At 35.9% G+C, this 13160-nt stretch carries 24 protein-coding genes; 23 read left to right on the top strand and 1 reads right to left on the bottom strand.

Annotated elements, in window-relative coordinates; all coding sequences use genetic code 11:
* The first annotated feature begins 11 nt into the window (after positions 1-11).
* The 9 genes from N693_RS0109650 to N693_RS0109600 all read left to right on the top strand — a co-directional run bounded on the left by N693_RS0109650 (position 12) and on the right by N693_RS0109600 (position 4817).
* Positions 12-341, top strand: coding sequence for a hypothetical protein (locus tag N693_RS0109650; protein ID WP_025784582.1), 330 nt, complete (start codon positions 12-14; stop codon positions 339-341).
* Between the two features lie 139 nt (positions 342-480).
* Positions 481-828 carry an NIPSNAP family protein gene (locus N693_RS0109645; protein ID WP_025784581.1) on the top strand — a complete coding sequence of 116 codons (348 nt, stop codon included), beginning with the start codon at positions 481-483 and terminating at the stop codon, positions 826-828.
* Between the two features lie 104 nt (positions 829-932).
* Positions 933-1355, top strand: coding sequence for a FosM family fosfomycin resistance protein (gene fosM / locus N693_RS0109640; RefSeq protein WP_025784580.1), 423 nt, complete (start codon positions 933-935; stop codon positions 1353-1355).
* A 114-nt stretch (positions 1356-1469) separates the two neighbouring features.
* The gene (locus tag N693_RS19125; protein WP_025784579.1) at positions 1470-1814 is read left to right on the top strand and encodes a hypothetical protein; all 345 of its coding nucleotides are present in this window, start codon (positions 1470-1472) and stop codon (positions 1812-1814) included.
* 358 nt (positions 1815-2172) lie between these two features.
* On the top strand, positions 2173-2535 hold the full coding sequence (locus N693_RS0109630) for a DUF2089 domain-containing protein (protein WP_025784578.1): 363 nt from the start codon (positions 2173-2175) through the stop codon (positions 2533-2535).
* Positions 2536-2551: 16 nt separating this feature from the next.
* On the top strand, positions 2552-2944 hold the full coding sequence (locus N693_RS0109625) for a hypothetical protein (protein WP_025784577.1): 393 nt from the start codon (positions 2552-2554) through the stop codon (positions 2942-2944).
* 4 nt (positions 2945-2948) lie between these two features.
* Positions 2949-3236, top strand: a complete 288-nt coding sequence (locus N693_RS0109620) for a hypothetical protein (RefSeq protein ID WP_156028900.1) — start codon at positions 2949-2951, stop codon at positions 3234-3236.
* A gap of 280 nt (positions 3237-3516) precedes the next feature.
* On the top strand, positions 3517-3954 hold the full coding sequence (locus tag N693_RS0109610; protein WP_025784575.1) for a VOC family protein: 438 nt from the start codon (positions 3517-3519) through the stop codon (positions 3952-3954).
* Between the two features lie 443 nt (positions 3955-4397).
* The gene (locus N693_RS0109600; RefSeq protein ID WP_025784573.1) at positions 4398-4817 is read left to right on the top strand and encodes a DUF4181 domain-containing protein; all 420 of its coding nucleotides are present in this window, start codon (positions 4398-4400) and stop codon (positions 4815-4817) included.
* Positions 4818-4950: 133 nt separating this feature from the next.
* Here N693_RS0109600 and N693_RS0109595 read toward each other — a convergent pair whose 3' ends face one another.
* Complete coding sequence (locus N693_RS0109595) at positions 4951-5367, bottom strand: RDD family protein (RefSeq protein ID WP_025784572.1); 417 nt, start codon at positions 5365-5367, stop codon at positions 4951-4953.
* Between the two features lie 242 nt (positions 5368-5609).
* On the opposite strand from N693_RS0109595, the gene N693_RS0109590 reads away from it, so the two are divergent.
* The 14 genes from N693_RS0109590 to N693_RS0109525 all read left to right on the top strand — a co-directional run bounded on the left by N693_RS0109590 (position 5610) and on the right by N693_RS0109525 (position 13081).
* On the top strand, positions 5610-6170 hold the full coding sequence (locus N693_RS0109590; protein WP_025784571.1) for a histidine phosphatase family protein: 561 nt from the start codon (positions 5610-5612) through the stop codon (positions 6168-6170).
* Between the two features lie 171 nt (positions 6171-6341).
* Entirely contained in the window at positions 6342-6623 is a 282-nt protein-coding gene (locus tag N693_RS0109585; protein WP_025784570.1) for a hypothetical protein, read from the top strand.
* 146 nt (positions 6624-6769) lie between these two features.
* Complete coding sequence (locus N693_RS20805) at positions 6770-7108, top strand: DUF4181 domain-containing protein (protein ID WP_371257556.1); 339 nt, start codon at positions 6770-6772, stop codon at positions 7106-7108.
* A 110-nt stretch (positions 7109-7218) separates the two neighbouring features.
* Positions 7219-7572 (top strand): DUF6176 family protein, encoded by a 354-nt coding sequence (locus N693_RS0109575; RefSeq protein WP_025784568.1) that lies wholly within the window; start codon positions 7219-7221, stop codon positions 7570-7572.
* 113 nt (positions 7573-7685) lie between these two features.
* Positions 7686-8039, top strand: coding sequence for a YesK family protein (locus N693_RS0109570; protein ID WP_025784567.1), 354 nt, complete (start codon positions 7686-7688; stop codon positions 8037-8039).
* 46 nt (positions 8040-8085) lie between these two features.
* The gene (locus N693_RS0109565; protein WP_025784566.1) at positions 8086-8637 is read left to right on the top strand and encodes a nucleotidyltransferase family protein; all 552 of its coding nucleotides are present in this window, start codon (positions 8086-8088) and stop codon (positions 8635-8637) included.
* Positions 8638-9106: 469 nt separating this feature from the next.
* Positions 9107-9535 carry a hypothetical protein gene (locus N693_RS0109560; protein ID WP_025784565.1) on the top strand — a complete coding sequence of 143 codons (429 nt, stop codon included), beginning with the start codon at positions 9107-9109 and terminating at the stop codon, positions 9533-9535.
* Between the two features lie 20 nt (positions 9536-9555).
* Positions 9556-10035 (top strand): hypothetical protein, encoded by a 480-nt coding sequence (locus N693_RS0109555; RefSeq protein WP_025784564.1) that lies wholly within the window; start codon positions 9556-9558, stop codon positions 10033-10035.
* Positions 10036-10285: 250 nt separating this feature from the next.
* Positions 10286-10822, top strand: coding sequence for a GNAT family N-acetyltransferase (locus tag N693_RS0109550; protein ID WP_025784563.1), 537 nt, complete (start codon positions 10286-10288; stop codon positions 10820-10822).
* 18 nt (positions 10823-10840) lie between these two features.
* Complete coding sequence (locus N693_RS0109545) at positions 10841-11293, top strand: GNAT family N-acetyltransferase (protein ID WP_025784562.1); 453 nt, start codon at positions 10841-10843, stop codon at positions 11291-11293.
* Positions 11294-11362: 69 nt separating this feature from the next.
* Positions 11363-11683, top strand: coding sequence for a DUF3784 domain-containing protein (locus N693_RS0109540; protein WP_025784561.1), 321 nt, complete (start codon positions 11363-11365; stop codon positions 11681-11683).
* Between the two features lie 85 nt (positions 11684-11768).
* A complete protein-coding gene (locus N693_RS0109535) occupies positions 11769-12062 on the top strand; it encodes an RNA polymerase alpha subunit C-terminal domain-containing protein (protein ID WP_025784560.1) in 294 nt (97 codons plus the stop codon).
* Positions 12063-12137: 75 nt separating this feature from the next.
* Entirely contained in the window at positions 12138-12644 is a 507-nt protein-coding gene (locus tag N693_RS0109530; RefSeq protein ID WP_172643582.1) for a GrpB family protein, read from the top strand.
* 29 nt (positions 12645-12673) lie between these two features.
* Entirely contained in the window at positions 12674-13081 is a 408-nt protein-coding gene (locus N693_RS0109525) for a VOC family protein (RefSeq protein WP_025784558.1), read from the top strand.
* The last annotated feature ends 79 nt before the right edge of the window (positions 13082-13160 follow it).

Here is a 13160-nt window from a genome sequence, read left to right as displayed (position 1 = left end):
GAGAAGAAAATGTGATTTGGGTTCTTTTGTTGTTATATGCTATTTTTATTTATTACTTCATAGTAAAGAGTGATTCTCAAACCTCTGCGAAAATATTTTCTGTATTATCAGGGGGGATTTTGATATTGATACTGACACCATTGTGGAGTGATCGCCTTTTTACGATTTTTATAAATATAAGCTTATTTTTTCCATTTGTTTTTGGTATTCTAGGAATCATTTTTGGGTGGTTTGGGATTAAAGGAGGAGTTAGAGGGGTCTTATTATTTACTAACATCTTAGCGACGGTCTTTTATCTTATCGTATTTCTTATAGGGACAGTAGGGTTTCAACAACCATAACTAAGTAGTTTTTATTTTATTCCTAAACTTTGGTACGGTTTTTGCGTAACTGCTTCACTTCAATCTAGCTATTTTATTGTAGAAATGTTTATTGGTGAAAACAGTATTATAATAATTTCTAAATTAGGGGAGTGATTTTGTGTTTTATAGAAGAAAATTCTACATTGTAAAAAATGATTTTGTCGAAAATTTTAATGCGCATTTTAACAAAACTAACTTACCTACCCAACAGAAATACGGTTCACGTTTATTAGGTCGTTGGATGAAGAACCATGACAACGACACTGTCGAGATTTTTGCTATATGGGAGTATGACAGTTACGAGGATTATTTAGAAATTGAAGATAAGGTGAGAAGCGACATGGCTCACGTTGAGCGTGTTAAAGACTGGTATGAAATGAATGGTGGAAAGAAGCACGTCTTAAAGGAGTACATTTTGCAGGTGAAAAATGAATCTATACAATCGACTTTAGAAAATGATGTGTAACATAGTCATACAGTTAAACAACTGGGTGCGATTTTGGAAGGAGCGCAATGCTTCATTAGGCTCTTGTTTCGAGTAATTACTTTAACCATTTTGAGGTGATATTGTTGTTTGTTAAGGGGTTAAACCATTTTTTATTTTCCGTCTCTGATTTAGATAACTCCATAAAGTTCTATCAAGATATATTCGGTGCTAAATTACTTGTTAAAGGGAGAAATACTGCTTATTTTGATTTGAATGGAATGTGGCTTGCTCTGAATTTGGAAGTGAACATTCCACGAAATGAAATAAGTCAATCATACACACATGTTGCTTTTTCAGTTGAAAAGAAAGAGTTTGATAGCCTATATAACAAGTTAGAGAAATTAGAGGTGAATATTTTAACGGGGCGTTCCAGAGATGAAAGGGACAAAAAATCTATTTATTTCACTGATCCTGACGGGCATAAATTTGAATTTCATACTGGCACTTTGCAGGATAGAATAGATTATTATAAGAAGGATAAACCACATATGGAGTTTTATTGTTAAACAGCTACTTCTTATTAGGGTGCAATTCCATGATCAGGAATTGCAATTGATAATAATAAGGGACATTCACCCAATGATAAATGTTTTAATTTCAAAATAGACTGGGGGAGAAATATGAATATAAAACAATCTTTTTTTACTATATTTATTTTCTCTATGCTGTTTATTATAGGATGTTCTTCTTCAAGTGCAGACTGGAATACAACTTTTGTTGTTTGGGATAGCTATATGTATGAGACAACTGAAGAGTATGTTAGTGAAATAAAGAAAGAGATTGGTCATGTTACTAAGGATTCGAATATGGAAGGATCTTACTCTGGGAACTTTTCAAATAAGTACAAAAAGGGAACTGAGTACTACTCAATAAAGGGTATTCATACTGATGAAGCGATAGCTATTAAAGAAGGCGATGGAAGATATAGAAAGGCAATTAGAACTGGGAAATATGGTGGGAAATAATTTTAATTATTAGATTATAGGACGCTGTTAATGAACAAATTGTACGTTTACGTTTTTGGCTGTTATCACGGATGAGTGAGTAGATTTTATTGGCTATCTAGTTGCTATCAAGGAGTTTCCGTCTCTTCTATTTAGGGAGTGGAAGCTTTTTTGTTATATATGAAAATTGGTACACTGTGTAAACAATAGAATTATTGGATTACGTAGATAGGGATGTGAAAAAGGGAGTGTATAAGTAGGGGCAAACATTTCTACTGTTAATTAATAATATTAATTTGGTTGTTAAATAAATCAATAAAGATTGTTCTATAAGTTGAATATGTGTGATATCATGTTAATAAAGTTAGGGGATGAATATATGGGTTACCAAATTATCACGAATTGCCCTGTTTGCAACGAAGTGTTAAAGATTACAAAGTTACAGTGTACGCATTGCCATACAACAATTGAAAACGAATTTGAATTATCCAAGTTTGCAACACTTAGTCAAGAACAGCTATATTTTATCGAAGTTTTCCTTAAAAGCCGCGGGAATATAAAAGAAGTGGAAAAAGAATTAGGAGTTTCTTATCCAACTGTAAGAGGAAAGTTAAACGAAGTTGTTTCTGCTCTTGGGTTTGCTGACAAGAAAAGCGATCTAGATGATAAGAACGTAATCGATATGCTTGATAAAGGTGAAATCTCTCTTGATGAAGCATTAAAGACAATAAAGAAAAATTAAAGGGAGGTAATGGATGATGAATGAAGAAATTGCAAAGGTACTAAATATGGTTCAAGAGGGAAAGCTTAATACCGAGGATGCGAGTGAACTCATTCAAGCATTAAAGGAAAAAGATTCGACAACAGATACGGTTAAAGGATCAAACTACTTGGATAAAATGTTGAAAGTTCGCGTCACATCAGAAGAAGGCGATAAGGTGACTGTAAACCTACCATTGCGACTCATCAAAGTTGCGTTAAAAACAGGACTTAACATTGCTTCTGCAATACCTGAATCCGCAAAGTACGTAAAAGATATCGATGTTCTTGATGTGGACATGATTTTAAAAGCGATTGAAGAAGAATTGTCAGGTCAAATTGTCGATGTCGAAAGTCAAAATGGCGACAAAGTCTCCATTGTTATTGAGTGATTCCATGTTTAAAGTCAAAGTGAAAAATAAAGGGAACGTTAAATTCACTATTCCTTTGCCGTATCTCTTTTTACATGCGGGTGGTTGGGTTGCATCTTCGCCTTTACTTTGGAAATTTGTAAACAGTAATTTTATCCAAAAGAATGTAGATGAACATGCAAAGTCGTTTATTCCCCTATCAATTGATCGAAAAGAGGTTAAAGCATTATTGAGAGAAATCAAAAAGTATCGTGGATTAACTATCGTTGAAGTAATAGATAAGGACGGAACGGAAGTTGTTGTAAAGTTGTAAAGGCAGTGTTGTATTTAGAGGAATTGTTGAGATTCAAGGGTTATTGACTCTTTTATAAAAGTTCTGAGCAATTTTTAAAAATAGAATCCGTCATCTTTAGTTCATGCCCGATTTTTGCAATGTCGATGTGGCATAATGGGCTAGCCAAAATTTTGTGATAGCTAAGGAATTGATTGGCGGATAGGGATGCAGGCAATTCATGGACTGAAAAAGGAGATTGGAACCTTCTACCGAATTCTATAGTTGGTGAAGAACTTTTCCTAAAGGAGATGGATGTTAAATGAATCGTATAAATCTTATAGCATTAGGGGTAAGAGACATTCGAAAATCTTTGGATTTTTATAAGAAGATTGGGTTTGAAGCATCTGTGGTGGGCGAAGAAGAAAAGCCGGTCATTGTTTTCTTTAAAAATGAAGGATCTAGACTCGAGCTGTTTCCATTGGAAGAATTAGCAAAAGATATTAACGTGGAGAATCCACCTGCCCTTTCTACTGGAGGATTTCCAGGGTTTACGCTAGCCTATAATGGAAAATCTGCAGCTGAAGTAGATGACATATTTAAAAAGGTAAAGGACGTAGGAGCGCGAGTTGTTAAACAACCCCAAACTCTTTCATGGGGCGGTTATGGAGGGTACTTTGTGGACCCAGATGGCTATTATTGGGAAGTTGCCTATGGAGCTGATTGGGAGTTCGATGAGAATAATATGTTGATGATTTAAATATAGTGTTGAAAATACGGATATTTCATTGATATCAATAGTGAGTTTTATAAAAGATTTCAGCTAAGAATAAAACTACTGGGAATGTTTAGATGAAATGTATTTCATTCACTGACTTAAATATGGTAAATTGGGATTAAGTGATAATTCCGAGGGAGGAGTAGTGGTGAAGGAAAACTTAAAGTTAGCTCTAATCGTTTCACTGTTTAGTTTAATTGGGGTGCCTATATTTTTTCTTATCCTTTCAATAACTACGGAAAATTGGAAATTCTTCTTGTTCAGCTTAGCACCCGCACTCACTGCTGGATTGACAGGGCTTCTTTTGACGCTTCAGCGAATGAGGCAAACCAAGCAGGTAAACATGCGCTGAAAATAGAAAATGTGAATTTAGAAGGTTGGTTTTAAGAATGAATCGTAAGTTGAAAATTAAAGGATGAACATAAATGGATAGTTTTGTAGTTAAACTGATAATAGCTGTTGTTCTATGTATGGGTATGTTTTATTTGCTAGACAGCCTATTACGTCGCTATTTAAAACTAGAAAAAGTAAATTTCTTTAAGAATAACTATGTGAATGATAAACACCAAAAAATGGATTGGACACTGAGATTTATTTTAGTTTTCGGTTATCTAGTGATGGCTATCATCATGTCATCAGGTGAAAAGACGACCACAACTGTCTTTATCATTTTTGTTTCTTATTCATTGCTCAATGCAATCGTGTTGGAGTTAGTAAGAGCCTATATGCAGAAAAAGTACGCTGAGCACAAAAATGAGTATATCCCAACCCTTGTTCAATTGAGCCTACTTATTATAGTGGTCCCTACACTCCTTTATACAAAATTTTTTGGATGGTTTGACTAAGGTTGTGTCAGGCATTAAATTTTATGTAAAACTTGCTAAATGACCATAGTCCAGAAAAGTTAACAAAAGAACTTCCTGAGGTATTCCGGGAAGTTCTTTTTCTATGCTCAAAATTTGACTAGTATGCGGACTTTCAGTGCCTTGCAACATAAGTGCCGCCTACAAAATCGTGGATCCCTCTCTTGTCTTCGCGAAACATTATCATTCCAGCACTGACAAGTATCGAAATACCAAATGTGAGCGTGCCAATCAAATAATAACCGACGATTTCTCTCTTGAACATATTGGATAACGTGACATTAGCTTCGTCCACTCGTTTCACTTGGATGTGGCACAGGCGTTTTCCAATTACATATCCACTCCAGATAATAGGGATAACCATCAAATAGAGAGTATAGATTGACTGCCAGACAATTCCGTTTGCAAAACTTAAAGAAAATGAGCCTGTGATGAAATAAATAAGGGAAGCTATAACTGTTGCCAGTATCACAAAGTCTAGAAAACTAGCTGCCACTCTGATTCCCAGTCCTGCACGATTTGTATAAACCATTTCATCCTCCCCTTCACAAGAGTTGTTCTCAAAATTACCAAATATCCAATTGTGCTATCCAAATAATCTGATAGAATTGAAATTAGGATAATTTTGGCTGAATTTTCAAGTTGTTAGAATTATACCATGACTGTTTATGTGATTTGTTTTTAAATGAAACTGGATAAAGGATTATACGTATATGTGTTTAAATTGGAATTTGATAGAAAAGTTCATGTAGCTATTCAAAGGAGAGAACGGTTTTGCGAACTACAATTATTTTTATACGACATGCTCATTCAACCTATACCCCCGATGAATTAGGTCGGCCACTGTCTAGTAAAGGTTTTTCTGATGCAGCCAAAATGAGCGATGTGCTTAAGAACGAATCCATTGATGTTGTCATTTCTAGTCCATACAAAAGGGCTGTTCAAACAGTTGAGGTAATTGCCAAGCTTATTGATCAAAAAGTTATTATAGACAATGGTTTTGTGGAACGAAAATTGTCTGATCATCCTGTTGAAGATTTTGATTTTGCAATTAGTAAAGTGTGGCAGCATCCTACCTTTTCCTGGAATGGGGGAGAGTCCAATGAGATTGCACAGCTACGAGGAATCGAGGCAACTCTAAAGGTACTCGATCTGAATGAAGGTAAAAACATCGTAATCGGGACTCATGGCAATCTCATGGTACTAATTATGAATTATTTTGACGAACAGTATGACTTCAGTTTTTGGAAAAACCTCGAGATGCCAGATGCTTATAAAATGGTTTTTGAAAATAAGCAGTTGGTAGCCGTGAAGCGACTTTGGATGACAAAGTGATGGAGGACTCCTCGATAAAAAACAAGTTCATTATTGGATGTTGAATATCCTCTTAAGTACGACCGGATTTTTATCATCGTTTATGAATGACTAGCACCTGAATTATAGAATTCTTGAGAGATACAACTTGTGGTTACTTATATAAATCTGGAATTCCCTGGAGGTGAGTTTGTGAAAATTATCATTCAAGCAATCGTTATCTCTCTCGTTATACATGTCATCTATTTAGTAGGAATGCTGTCATCTGGTTTTATCAAGACACTTATCTATCGACCAGATATTGAAACGGCTTGGAAGAAGATTGATATCTTAAAAAGTGAAGTTGCATTTGGAGTGACTTTTTCTCCTTACATAATCGTGTTGTCATTTGTTAGTGGAACATTGGTTTGTTGGTGTTTCCTTTTATTCATCCAGAAAAAACGCAAGAGTTTTACAGGGGATGTAAAGTTTTAAGAGTGTATGACTTTATTGCCTGTAAGGTCAGATGAATGATCATTAACAAATCCACCAAATGAAGGACATAATTCCCCTAATAACAGTCTGAAAAGACAATCGGTAATTTAAGAAGGGGCTAGATAGATGTGGATTATTCAAGTTATATGCTATTGACTTTAATGATAGGTTTTACCTTAGTTCAGATATTGACTGAATATGTTACGAGAAAATTGCTGAAAACTGAAAAGAAAAGTATTTTGTTCAACCAATACGTAAGTGACAAACATTTCAAAATCGAATGGATTCTAAGAGGAGTTTCGTTGGCAGGGTTAGTTGTAATGAGCTATCTCTATCTGTCAAATAACGCACCAATAGATACTTGGTTTACACTCCTCCTCTCTTATATATTGTTTATGAATATTGTGAATGAGTCGGTTACTGCATATATGGAAAAAAGTACGCAAAAAGTAAAAATCAATATATTGCGACACTCATTGAAATGATGCTATTCTCTGGTTTTTTACTCTCTATAATAGTCGCGAATCTGTTAGGAGTGCTTCCTTAATCTGGTCCTGACTAGTATAGAAACATACAAAGAAAAGAGGAATAGAATATGAGTAAACTTCATGTGGAATTAGAACGCTTTCGAGTCATCGTGGGTAAAGAAGAAAAAGCACGGGAATGGATGGAATTCTTGACGACGCATTTAGAAGAGGTGAAGAAAACACTTCCTACAGAAAAAATGTATGTTGAATCCATTTTTGAAGAAACGATAGAAGGCGTTATGTATTTGTATTGGGTTTCCTATCAGGGCATGCAACCCGGGGATGTCGTGTTTTCGGATAGTTTAGTCGACAAGAAGCATTTAGAATTTTGGAATGATTGTATCGATCCTGTCTATCCAGAGAGTATTTTGAAAACAAATGTCATCATGATACAAGACAAAATTAGAGAGAAGATGAACTAATTCATAGGATACATTGCGGTGTGTGGAGTTCCATAAAAAACCACTTTCACAAAATAAATAACTGAGGTTTAGAATGGTCATTACTATTAAATTGAGTTAAGGGAGTAGATTATATGATTTTTGTTCCAATCGGGATTGGTCTCATTCTTGGATTTTTGCTATTTTCTTTCATCTATATTCTTACAAAACGAAGTGAAAAGCGTTATATTGCATCAGTAGTGACAGCATTTTCTGGGATTGTTATTATTGTCGCTAGTATTCTATTGCTTGGCGGATTCGAAGGAATGGGCTTTGGCATCATAGGAATAGGATTTGTGGTCATTGCAATTGCAGGACTATTTGTTTTTCTTTTCAAGCCTGTAGATCAGCATCATACACATCAATTGTCAGTTAAAGATAAACGTAATCTAATGGGAATACCAGCTGTTTTTGTTTTAGTTGTGCTCTTTACGTTTTTCATTAGTTAAAGATGGAATCAGTCAACTTTGCTTCGAAGTGTAAGGAGCTAAATCTATGAATTATGATCAAGAACTTAAGAAAATCATCTCAAATGACGAAGTGTTCCTATCCGTATTGCAAGCGGTAGAGGAATTACATCTACCAGATGCCTGGGTTTGCGCAGGATATCTCCGAAACAAAATCTGGGATGTGTTAGATGATATTTCAACGCCTGTTAATGATATTGATGTGATTTACTTTGATGAAGAAGATACTAGTATTGTCATAGAGAAGCGATTAGAAGCAAAACTAAAAGCGGTTTTGTCAGCACTGCCATGGTCTGTTAAGAACCAAGCGAGGATGCACGAGAAAAATGGTTTACCTCCCTATTATTCGTCTTTTGACGGAGTCGCAAACTTCCCTGAAACACCAACAGCAGTTGCGATTCGGTTATTAAATAATGAGCTAGAAGTTATGGCTCCATATGGATTAAACGATTTGTTCTGCAAATATGTTAGACCTACTCCTAATTTTGATGAAACGAGTGACCTCAATTCTGTCTATCTTGAGAGAGTAAGTCAAAAAAGCTGGGATAAAATATGGAGTGATGTCATTGTGAAAAGGTAAATTAATAAGTGCGGAGTGGTAGACGTGAATGATAGGTTACAGGAGAAAAGTAGCTCCGACATCGTTAAAGATTCCAAAATTCAAACGTCTATTTATATGTCTGAGGTGAATGGAGTACGATGGGTACATGGTTGAATGTGGGGATGTGGTAGGAAGAATATCTGGGAGTTAGACAAATTGCTTCAACTACAAATGAAGGAAGCAGTCTATTCTGGAATTTAAATATTGATAAGGAGCCCGATTCGACATGTCCATATCCACTGCAAGTAAAAAAACATAGATGTATTCCGTTGATAAGCACTTTTTTTCTTATCACAGTTGACTTCTTAAAACATGTAAAAGTCAAGATATGCAACATGCTGACTGGAATTCTGGAATTTATGACTGAAGTTTTAAGAAGTTATTCATTTGTATTGTGACACTCCATCTCTTCGGCTTGTCCTATCTAAATAGCACAGGAGGAAAGAGGATGCACCCCATTTCCATTATTGAATTACTCATCTCAAGTGGTGGCTTACTCACTATTTTTATGATTGCTGTTATTTTAAAAGGAAAATGGAGAAAACGTTTTTTTGGAGTTGCGGCAATGTATCTTGTAATAGTTAGTGTGTTTTTCCTTGCCCGTCCCTATTGGATCGACTTTCAACAAGATAAGAAAGTTGAGTATCTTGAAATGTATTTAAAAGAGAAGTATCCCAAGGAGACTTGGGAGATGAAAAAAGTTCCTCACCGGGAAGCGGGATTTGCACATTTGAACCCGTATGTGATTAGTGTATATTTCGATACAGAACCTGGTGTGATATACGAATATTATATCGAAAATGGAAATGAGATTTCTCAGTCTGGGTATGGTGTGGAAGAGGGTTCAATCCCTGAGATGATTCATTTGGAAAGGTAATAACATGTAGGAGAGACGCTATGAAGGAAAATAATCTAATCAGGTTACATGAGGACAAAATTGATAAATTATCAAATTATTTTTTGGAGAACTATAATGATGTTACCTATATCGATGTGGAAGAAGATAATCAGTTAAAAAACCTTGTAGAGAAGATGGAAGGCTCATTTTTCGGTATTGGAGTTGAATGTACAGAGGACTTCCACAAATATTTGCTGGAGGCAATGAAGTCAATTCAACCAACTTCTGTTATTAAGAGAAAGCGCTTAATTTATTCATATTTTCTCGTGAGACGGCAAGATTTACTAGTAGAAGATGATCTGTTTCATTTGTTCCGGCTGCTTGCAGAGATGAATGACTTTGTTTTTCTCACAGTCGAACCATGTTTGAATGGTACATTCTATCATATTGATGAGAGGATCTTGCAAGTCAATACTAAATTCGCAAAGGCATTTATTACATTTGATTATGATGGTGATGGACTTATCGTTATCGAATAAATGAATGGACAGTACCTTACATAAAATTGATATATATATAGCTGGAATTGTGGGACGGATGTGTTCAAGAGTCATTTTACCTTTCTATTTACAGATTGGTTTTCGGAAAAGATAGGGTTAACGTGGCAATAGGTTGCGTGGCTGGAAGTTCGATTAATGTATGTATTTTTCGAATTCAAAAGGGTATTTGGGAGAGTTGGAAAATATTATTTTCGTTTACGCTGATGCATTATTCAAGGAGGAGATTAGAGTGTTTCCTATACTAGAAACCGAAAGAATTCGATTGAGAGAAATTAAGAATGAGGATGCAAATCGTATCTTCTCGTATTTTTCTTCTGATGAGGTAACTCGTTATTATGGACAAGATTCCTTTCAGAAAATAGAAGACGCCGAAAACTTAATCGAGCTTTTTAGTAAAAATTATTGTGAAAAAAGAGGAATACGCTGGGGGATTGAATGTAAAAAGACGAATGAACTTATAGGTACGATTGGATTTCATCTTTGGTCACCAAGACATAAACGAGCAGAAATAGGATACGACCTCCACCCTGATAACTGGGGATATGGATATGCTCAAGAAGCGGTAGCTGAGATTCTTTCATATGGCTTTAATGTCATGGAACTGACTCGAATAGGGGCAGTTGTATTTCTAGAAAATGATGCATCAAACAAATTGTTGATGAAACTGGGCTTTGAGAGAGAAGGGACTTTAAAAAGTTATATGTATCAAGACGGTGTTGCTCATGATACTTATATTTATTCTTTATTAAAAAATAAGTCACTATAAGATTGAAGGTGATAAATAATGCAGATTCGAAAACTGAATTCAGATGAAAAACCGCCAATGGACTTATTATTGTTGGCAGATCCATCAATAAAAATGATTGAAGAATATGTGGAAAAAGGTGATTGTTTTGTAGCAGAGAGCAATCAACGGATTATTGGTGCCTATGTATTGTTGCAAACGAGTTCTGGACATGTTGAGCTAATGAATGTGGCGGTAGCAGAAGATTTGCAAGGGAGAGGAATCGGTAAGAAATTAGTGTTGGATGCTATTCAAGTGGCTGGAAGCCATGGATATACTACTCTTCATGTCGCGACAGGTAATTCAAGCATTGGGCAGTTAGCGCTTTATCAAAAGTGTGGATTCCGAATAGTTGGTGTAGAACCAGATCATTTTGTTGTTCATTATCCGGAAGCGATTTTTGAGAATGGCATCCAGTGTAGGGATCGTATTCTGTTGACGCGAAGTTTATAAAATTATTTAAAGATGATTGATAATTTTGTGTTGTTATAGGTTGTAGATAGCTGGAAAAGGTGGGGTTAGGTGGTTGTATCCATATTATTAATCTTGTTATTTTCAGGATTGGGGACGCTCTTTATCAAAGGAAAAGGGGCGGACCTTATTGCTGGGTATAACACGATGACAGAGGATGAGAAAGCAACTTACGATACAATTGGATTATGTAAGTTTATGGGGAAGATGATGTTTGCTTTATCTTTTAGTATGGTGTTTTGGATCATGAGTGACATTCTTAATATTCCTTGGCTACTGTATCTTGGTCTGGCGTTATTCCTCGGCATAATAATTTTCATGATTATCTTTACGAATACAGGTGAACGATTTAGAAATAATGGTACTTCATAGAGTAGCAACTTAAGCAAGTATACTTAAGATTATCATGAAGCGAAAAGAGTTACAGAAACAGGGTTGAATAGAAAGGGGACTTCGCGTGAACAAATCTCCAGGAGACTTGAGAACTTGTGACAAAGGGCATCGGTATTACAAGAAAAGTGATTGTCCAACTTGTCCAAAGTGTGAAAAGGAACGAAAACCTGAAAGCGGCTTTCTCTCACAACTATCAGCACCTGCAAGACGTGCATTAGAGATTAACGGGATTCATTCACTTGAGATTCTCGCTTCGTTTTCTGAGAAAAAACTCTTAAAGTTGCACGGAGTAGGGCCAGCTTCAATTCCTAAACTAAAGGCGGCACTGAAAGAACAAGGGATGAGTTTAAAGCAATAATGATTCAATGATTTAGTGTATATTGAGGAGGTAATTGCTATCATTTTAGGATTAGTTCGAGGTGAAATCCAGCTTGTGGAACCCCAAGTTGGGTGGAAACAGGAATTTCTAAAGACACAGCAACAAATCCACGAGGCAACTGGAATGGCTTTCAACCGGATTGAACATATCGGAAGCACTTCAATTAACGGGATCAAAGCAAAGCCAATGATCGATATCGCGCTCGGGGTGGATGACATCCATCACGTATCTGTTGAATTGTTAAAGAGTTTGAAGTCCATTCAGTTTTATCGTCTCCAAGTCGTTTTAGAAAATGAAGTCGTTCTCGCGAAGTTCTTGGATAATGGAAAATTGGATACGAAAACGCATATTATTCATCTCGTAGAATACGACGGTCAGAAGTGGAATGATTTTCTATCATTTAGGGATCAGCTAAATAATTCGGAATCGTTAGCGAAGGAATACGAAGCGCTGAAGCTGAGTTATTTGTTGACAGGTAACGGGGATATGAATGACTATACATTGTATAAAGAGGAATTTGTCAAACGTATAGTGGGGAGAACGAATATTACTGATTCCTAAAACTGGATGTACTCAGAAGGAGAAAGACAATGGATTATGAACTCGATCATATCGGAATTGCTGTCAGAAGTATTGAAGAAGCGCTTCCTTTTTATTTAGATGTACTGCAGGGATCTTTGATAGATCAGTACACGAGTGATGTGCCAGGGGTTGAAGTGCATGTTGCGGTTGTGCAAACCAACGGACAAACCATTGAACTGCTTGAACCGACAAATCGAGACTCACCGATTGCGAGGTTTATTAGGCAAAAGGGGAAAGGTGTTCATCATATTGCGTATCGTGTTGACGATTTAGACAAAGCAATTCTGGATGCAAAAGAAAAAGGCATCCGTTTTCTTGAGGACACTTTACGCACGAACGTACGAGGAAGACGGCTCATTTATATAAATCCAGCCTCTACAGAGGGAACATTATTTGAGTTATGCAGCTATACTTAAGATTAATGACTTATTATTTCGAAGCAAAAAAACAGAGACATGTTATCTCTGTTTTTTTGTTCTATGTTACTCCTAGTAA

Origin of the sequence: Sporosarcina sp. D27, assembly GCF_000586555.1 — a bacterium.
In the GTDB taxonomy this organism is placed as follows: Bacteria; Bacillota; Bacilli; order Bacillales_A; family Planococcaceae; genus Sporosarcina.
Note: the sequence above shows the minus strand (reverse complement) of the source record. Positions and strands in the feature narration are given on the sequence as shown.

What these genes read in the sequence shown, in the direction of transcription:
- N693_RS0109625 (WP_025784577.1), top strand. Translation starts at nt 2,552, where the DNA reads ATGAATGAAGAAATTGCAAAGGTACTAAATATGGTTCAAGAGGGAAAG.
- N693_RS0109620 (WP_156028900.1), top strand. Translation starts at nt 2,949, where the DNA reads ATGTTTAAAGTCAAAGTGAAAAATAAAGGGAACGTTAAATTCACTATT.
- N693_RS0109600 (WP_025784573.1), top strand. Translation starts at nt 4,398, where the DNA reads ATGGATAGTTTTGTAGTTAAACTGATAATAGCTGTTGTTCTATGTATG.
- N693_RS0109560 (WP_025784565.1), top strand. Translation starts at nt 9,107, where the DNA reads ATGCACCCCATTTCCATTATTGAATTACTCATCTCAAGTGGTGGCTTA.
- N693_RS0109545 (WP_025784562.1), top strand. Translation starts at nt 10,841, where the DNA reads ATGCAGATTCGAAAACTGAATTCAGATGAAAAACCGCCAATGGACTTA.
- N693_RS0109630 (WP_025784578.1), top strand. Translation starts at nt 2,173, where the DNA reads ATGGGTTACCAAATTATCACGAATTGCCCTGTTTGCAACGAAGTGTTA.
- N693_RS0109610 (WP_025784575.1), top strand. Translation starts at nt 3,517, where the DNA reads ATGAATCGTATAAATCTTATAGCATTAGGGGTAAGAGACATTCGAAAA.
- N693_RS0109595 (WP_025784572.1), bottom strand. Translation starts at nt 5,367, where the DNA reads ATGGTTTATACAAATCGTGCAGGACTGGGAATCAGAGTGGCAGCTAGT.
- N693_RS0109570 (WP_025784567.1), top strand. Translation starts at nt 7,686, where the DNA reads ATGATTTTTGTTCCAATCGGGATTGGTCTCATTCTTGGATTTTTGCTA.
- N693_RS0109555 (WP_025784564.1), top strand. Translation starts at nt 9,556, where the DNA reads ATGAAGGAAAATAATCTAATCAGGTTACATGAGGACAAAATTGATAAA.
- N693_RS0109565 (WP_025784566.1), top strand. Translation starts at nt 8,086, where the DNA reads ATGAATTATGATCAAGAACTTAAGAAAATCATCTCAAATGACGAAGTG.
- N693_RS19125 (WP_025784579.1), top strand. Translation starts at nt 1,470, where the DNA reads ATGAATATAAAACAATCTTTTTTTACTATATTTATTTTCTCTATGCTG.
- N693_RS0109575 (WP_025784568.1), top strand. Translation starts at nt 7,219, where the DNA reads ATGAGTAAACTTCATGTGGAATTAGAACGCTTTCGAGTCATCGTGGGT.
- N693_RS0109525 (WP_025784558.1), top strand. Translation starts at nt 12,674, where the DNA reads ATGGATTATGAACTCGATCATATCGGAATTGCTGTCAGAAGTATTGAA.
- N693_RS20805 (WP_371257556.1), top strand. Translation starts at nt 6,770, where the DNA reads ATGCTATTGACTTTAATGATAGGTTTTACCTTAGTTCAGATATTGACT.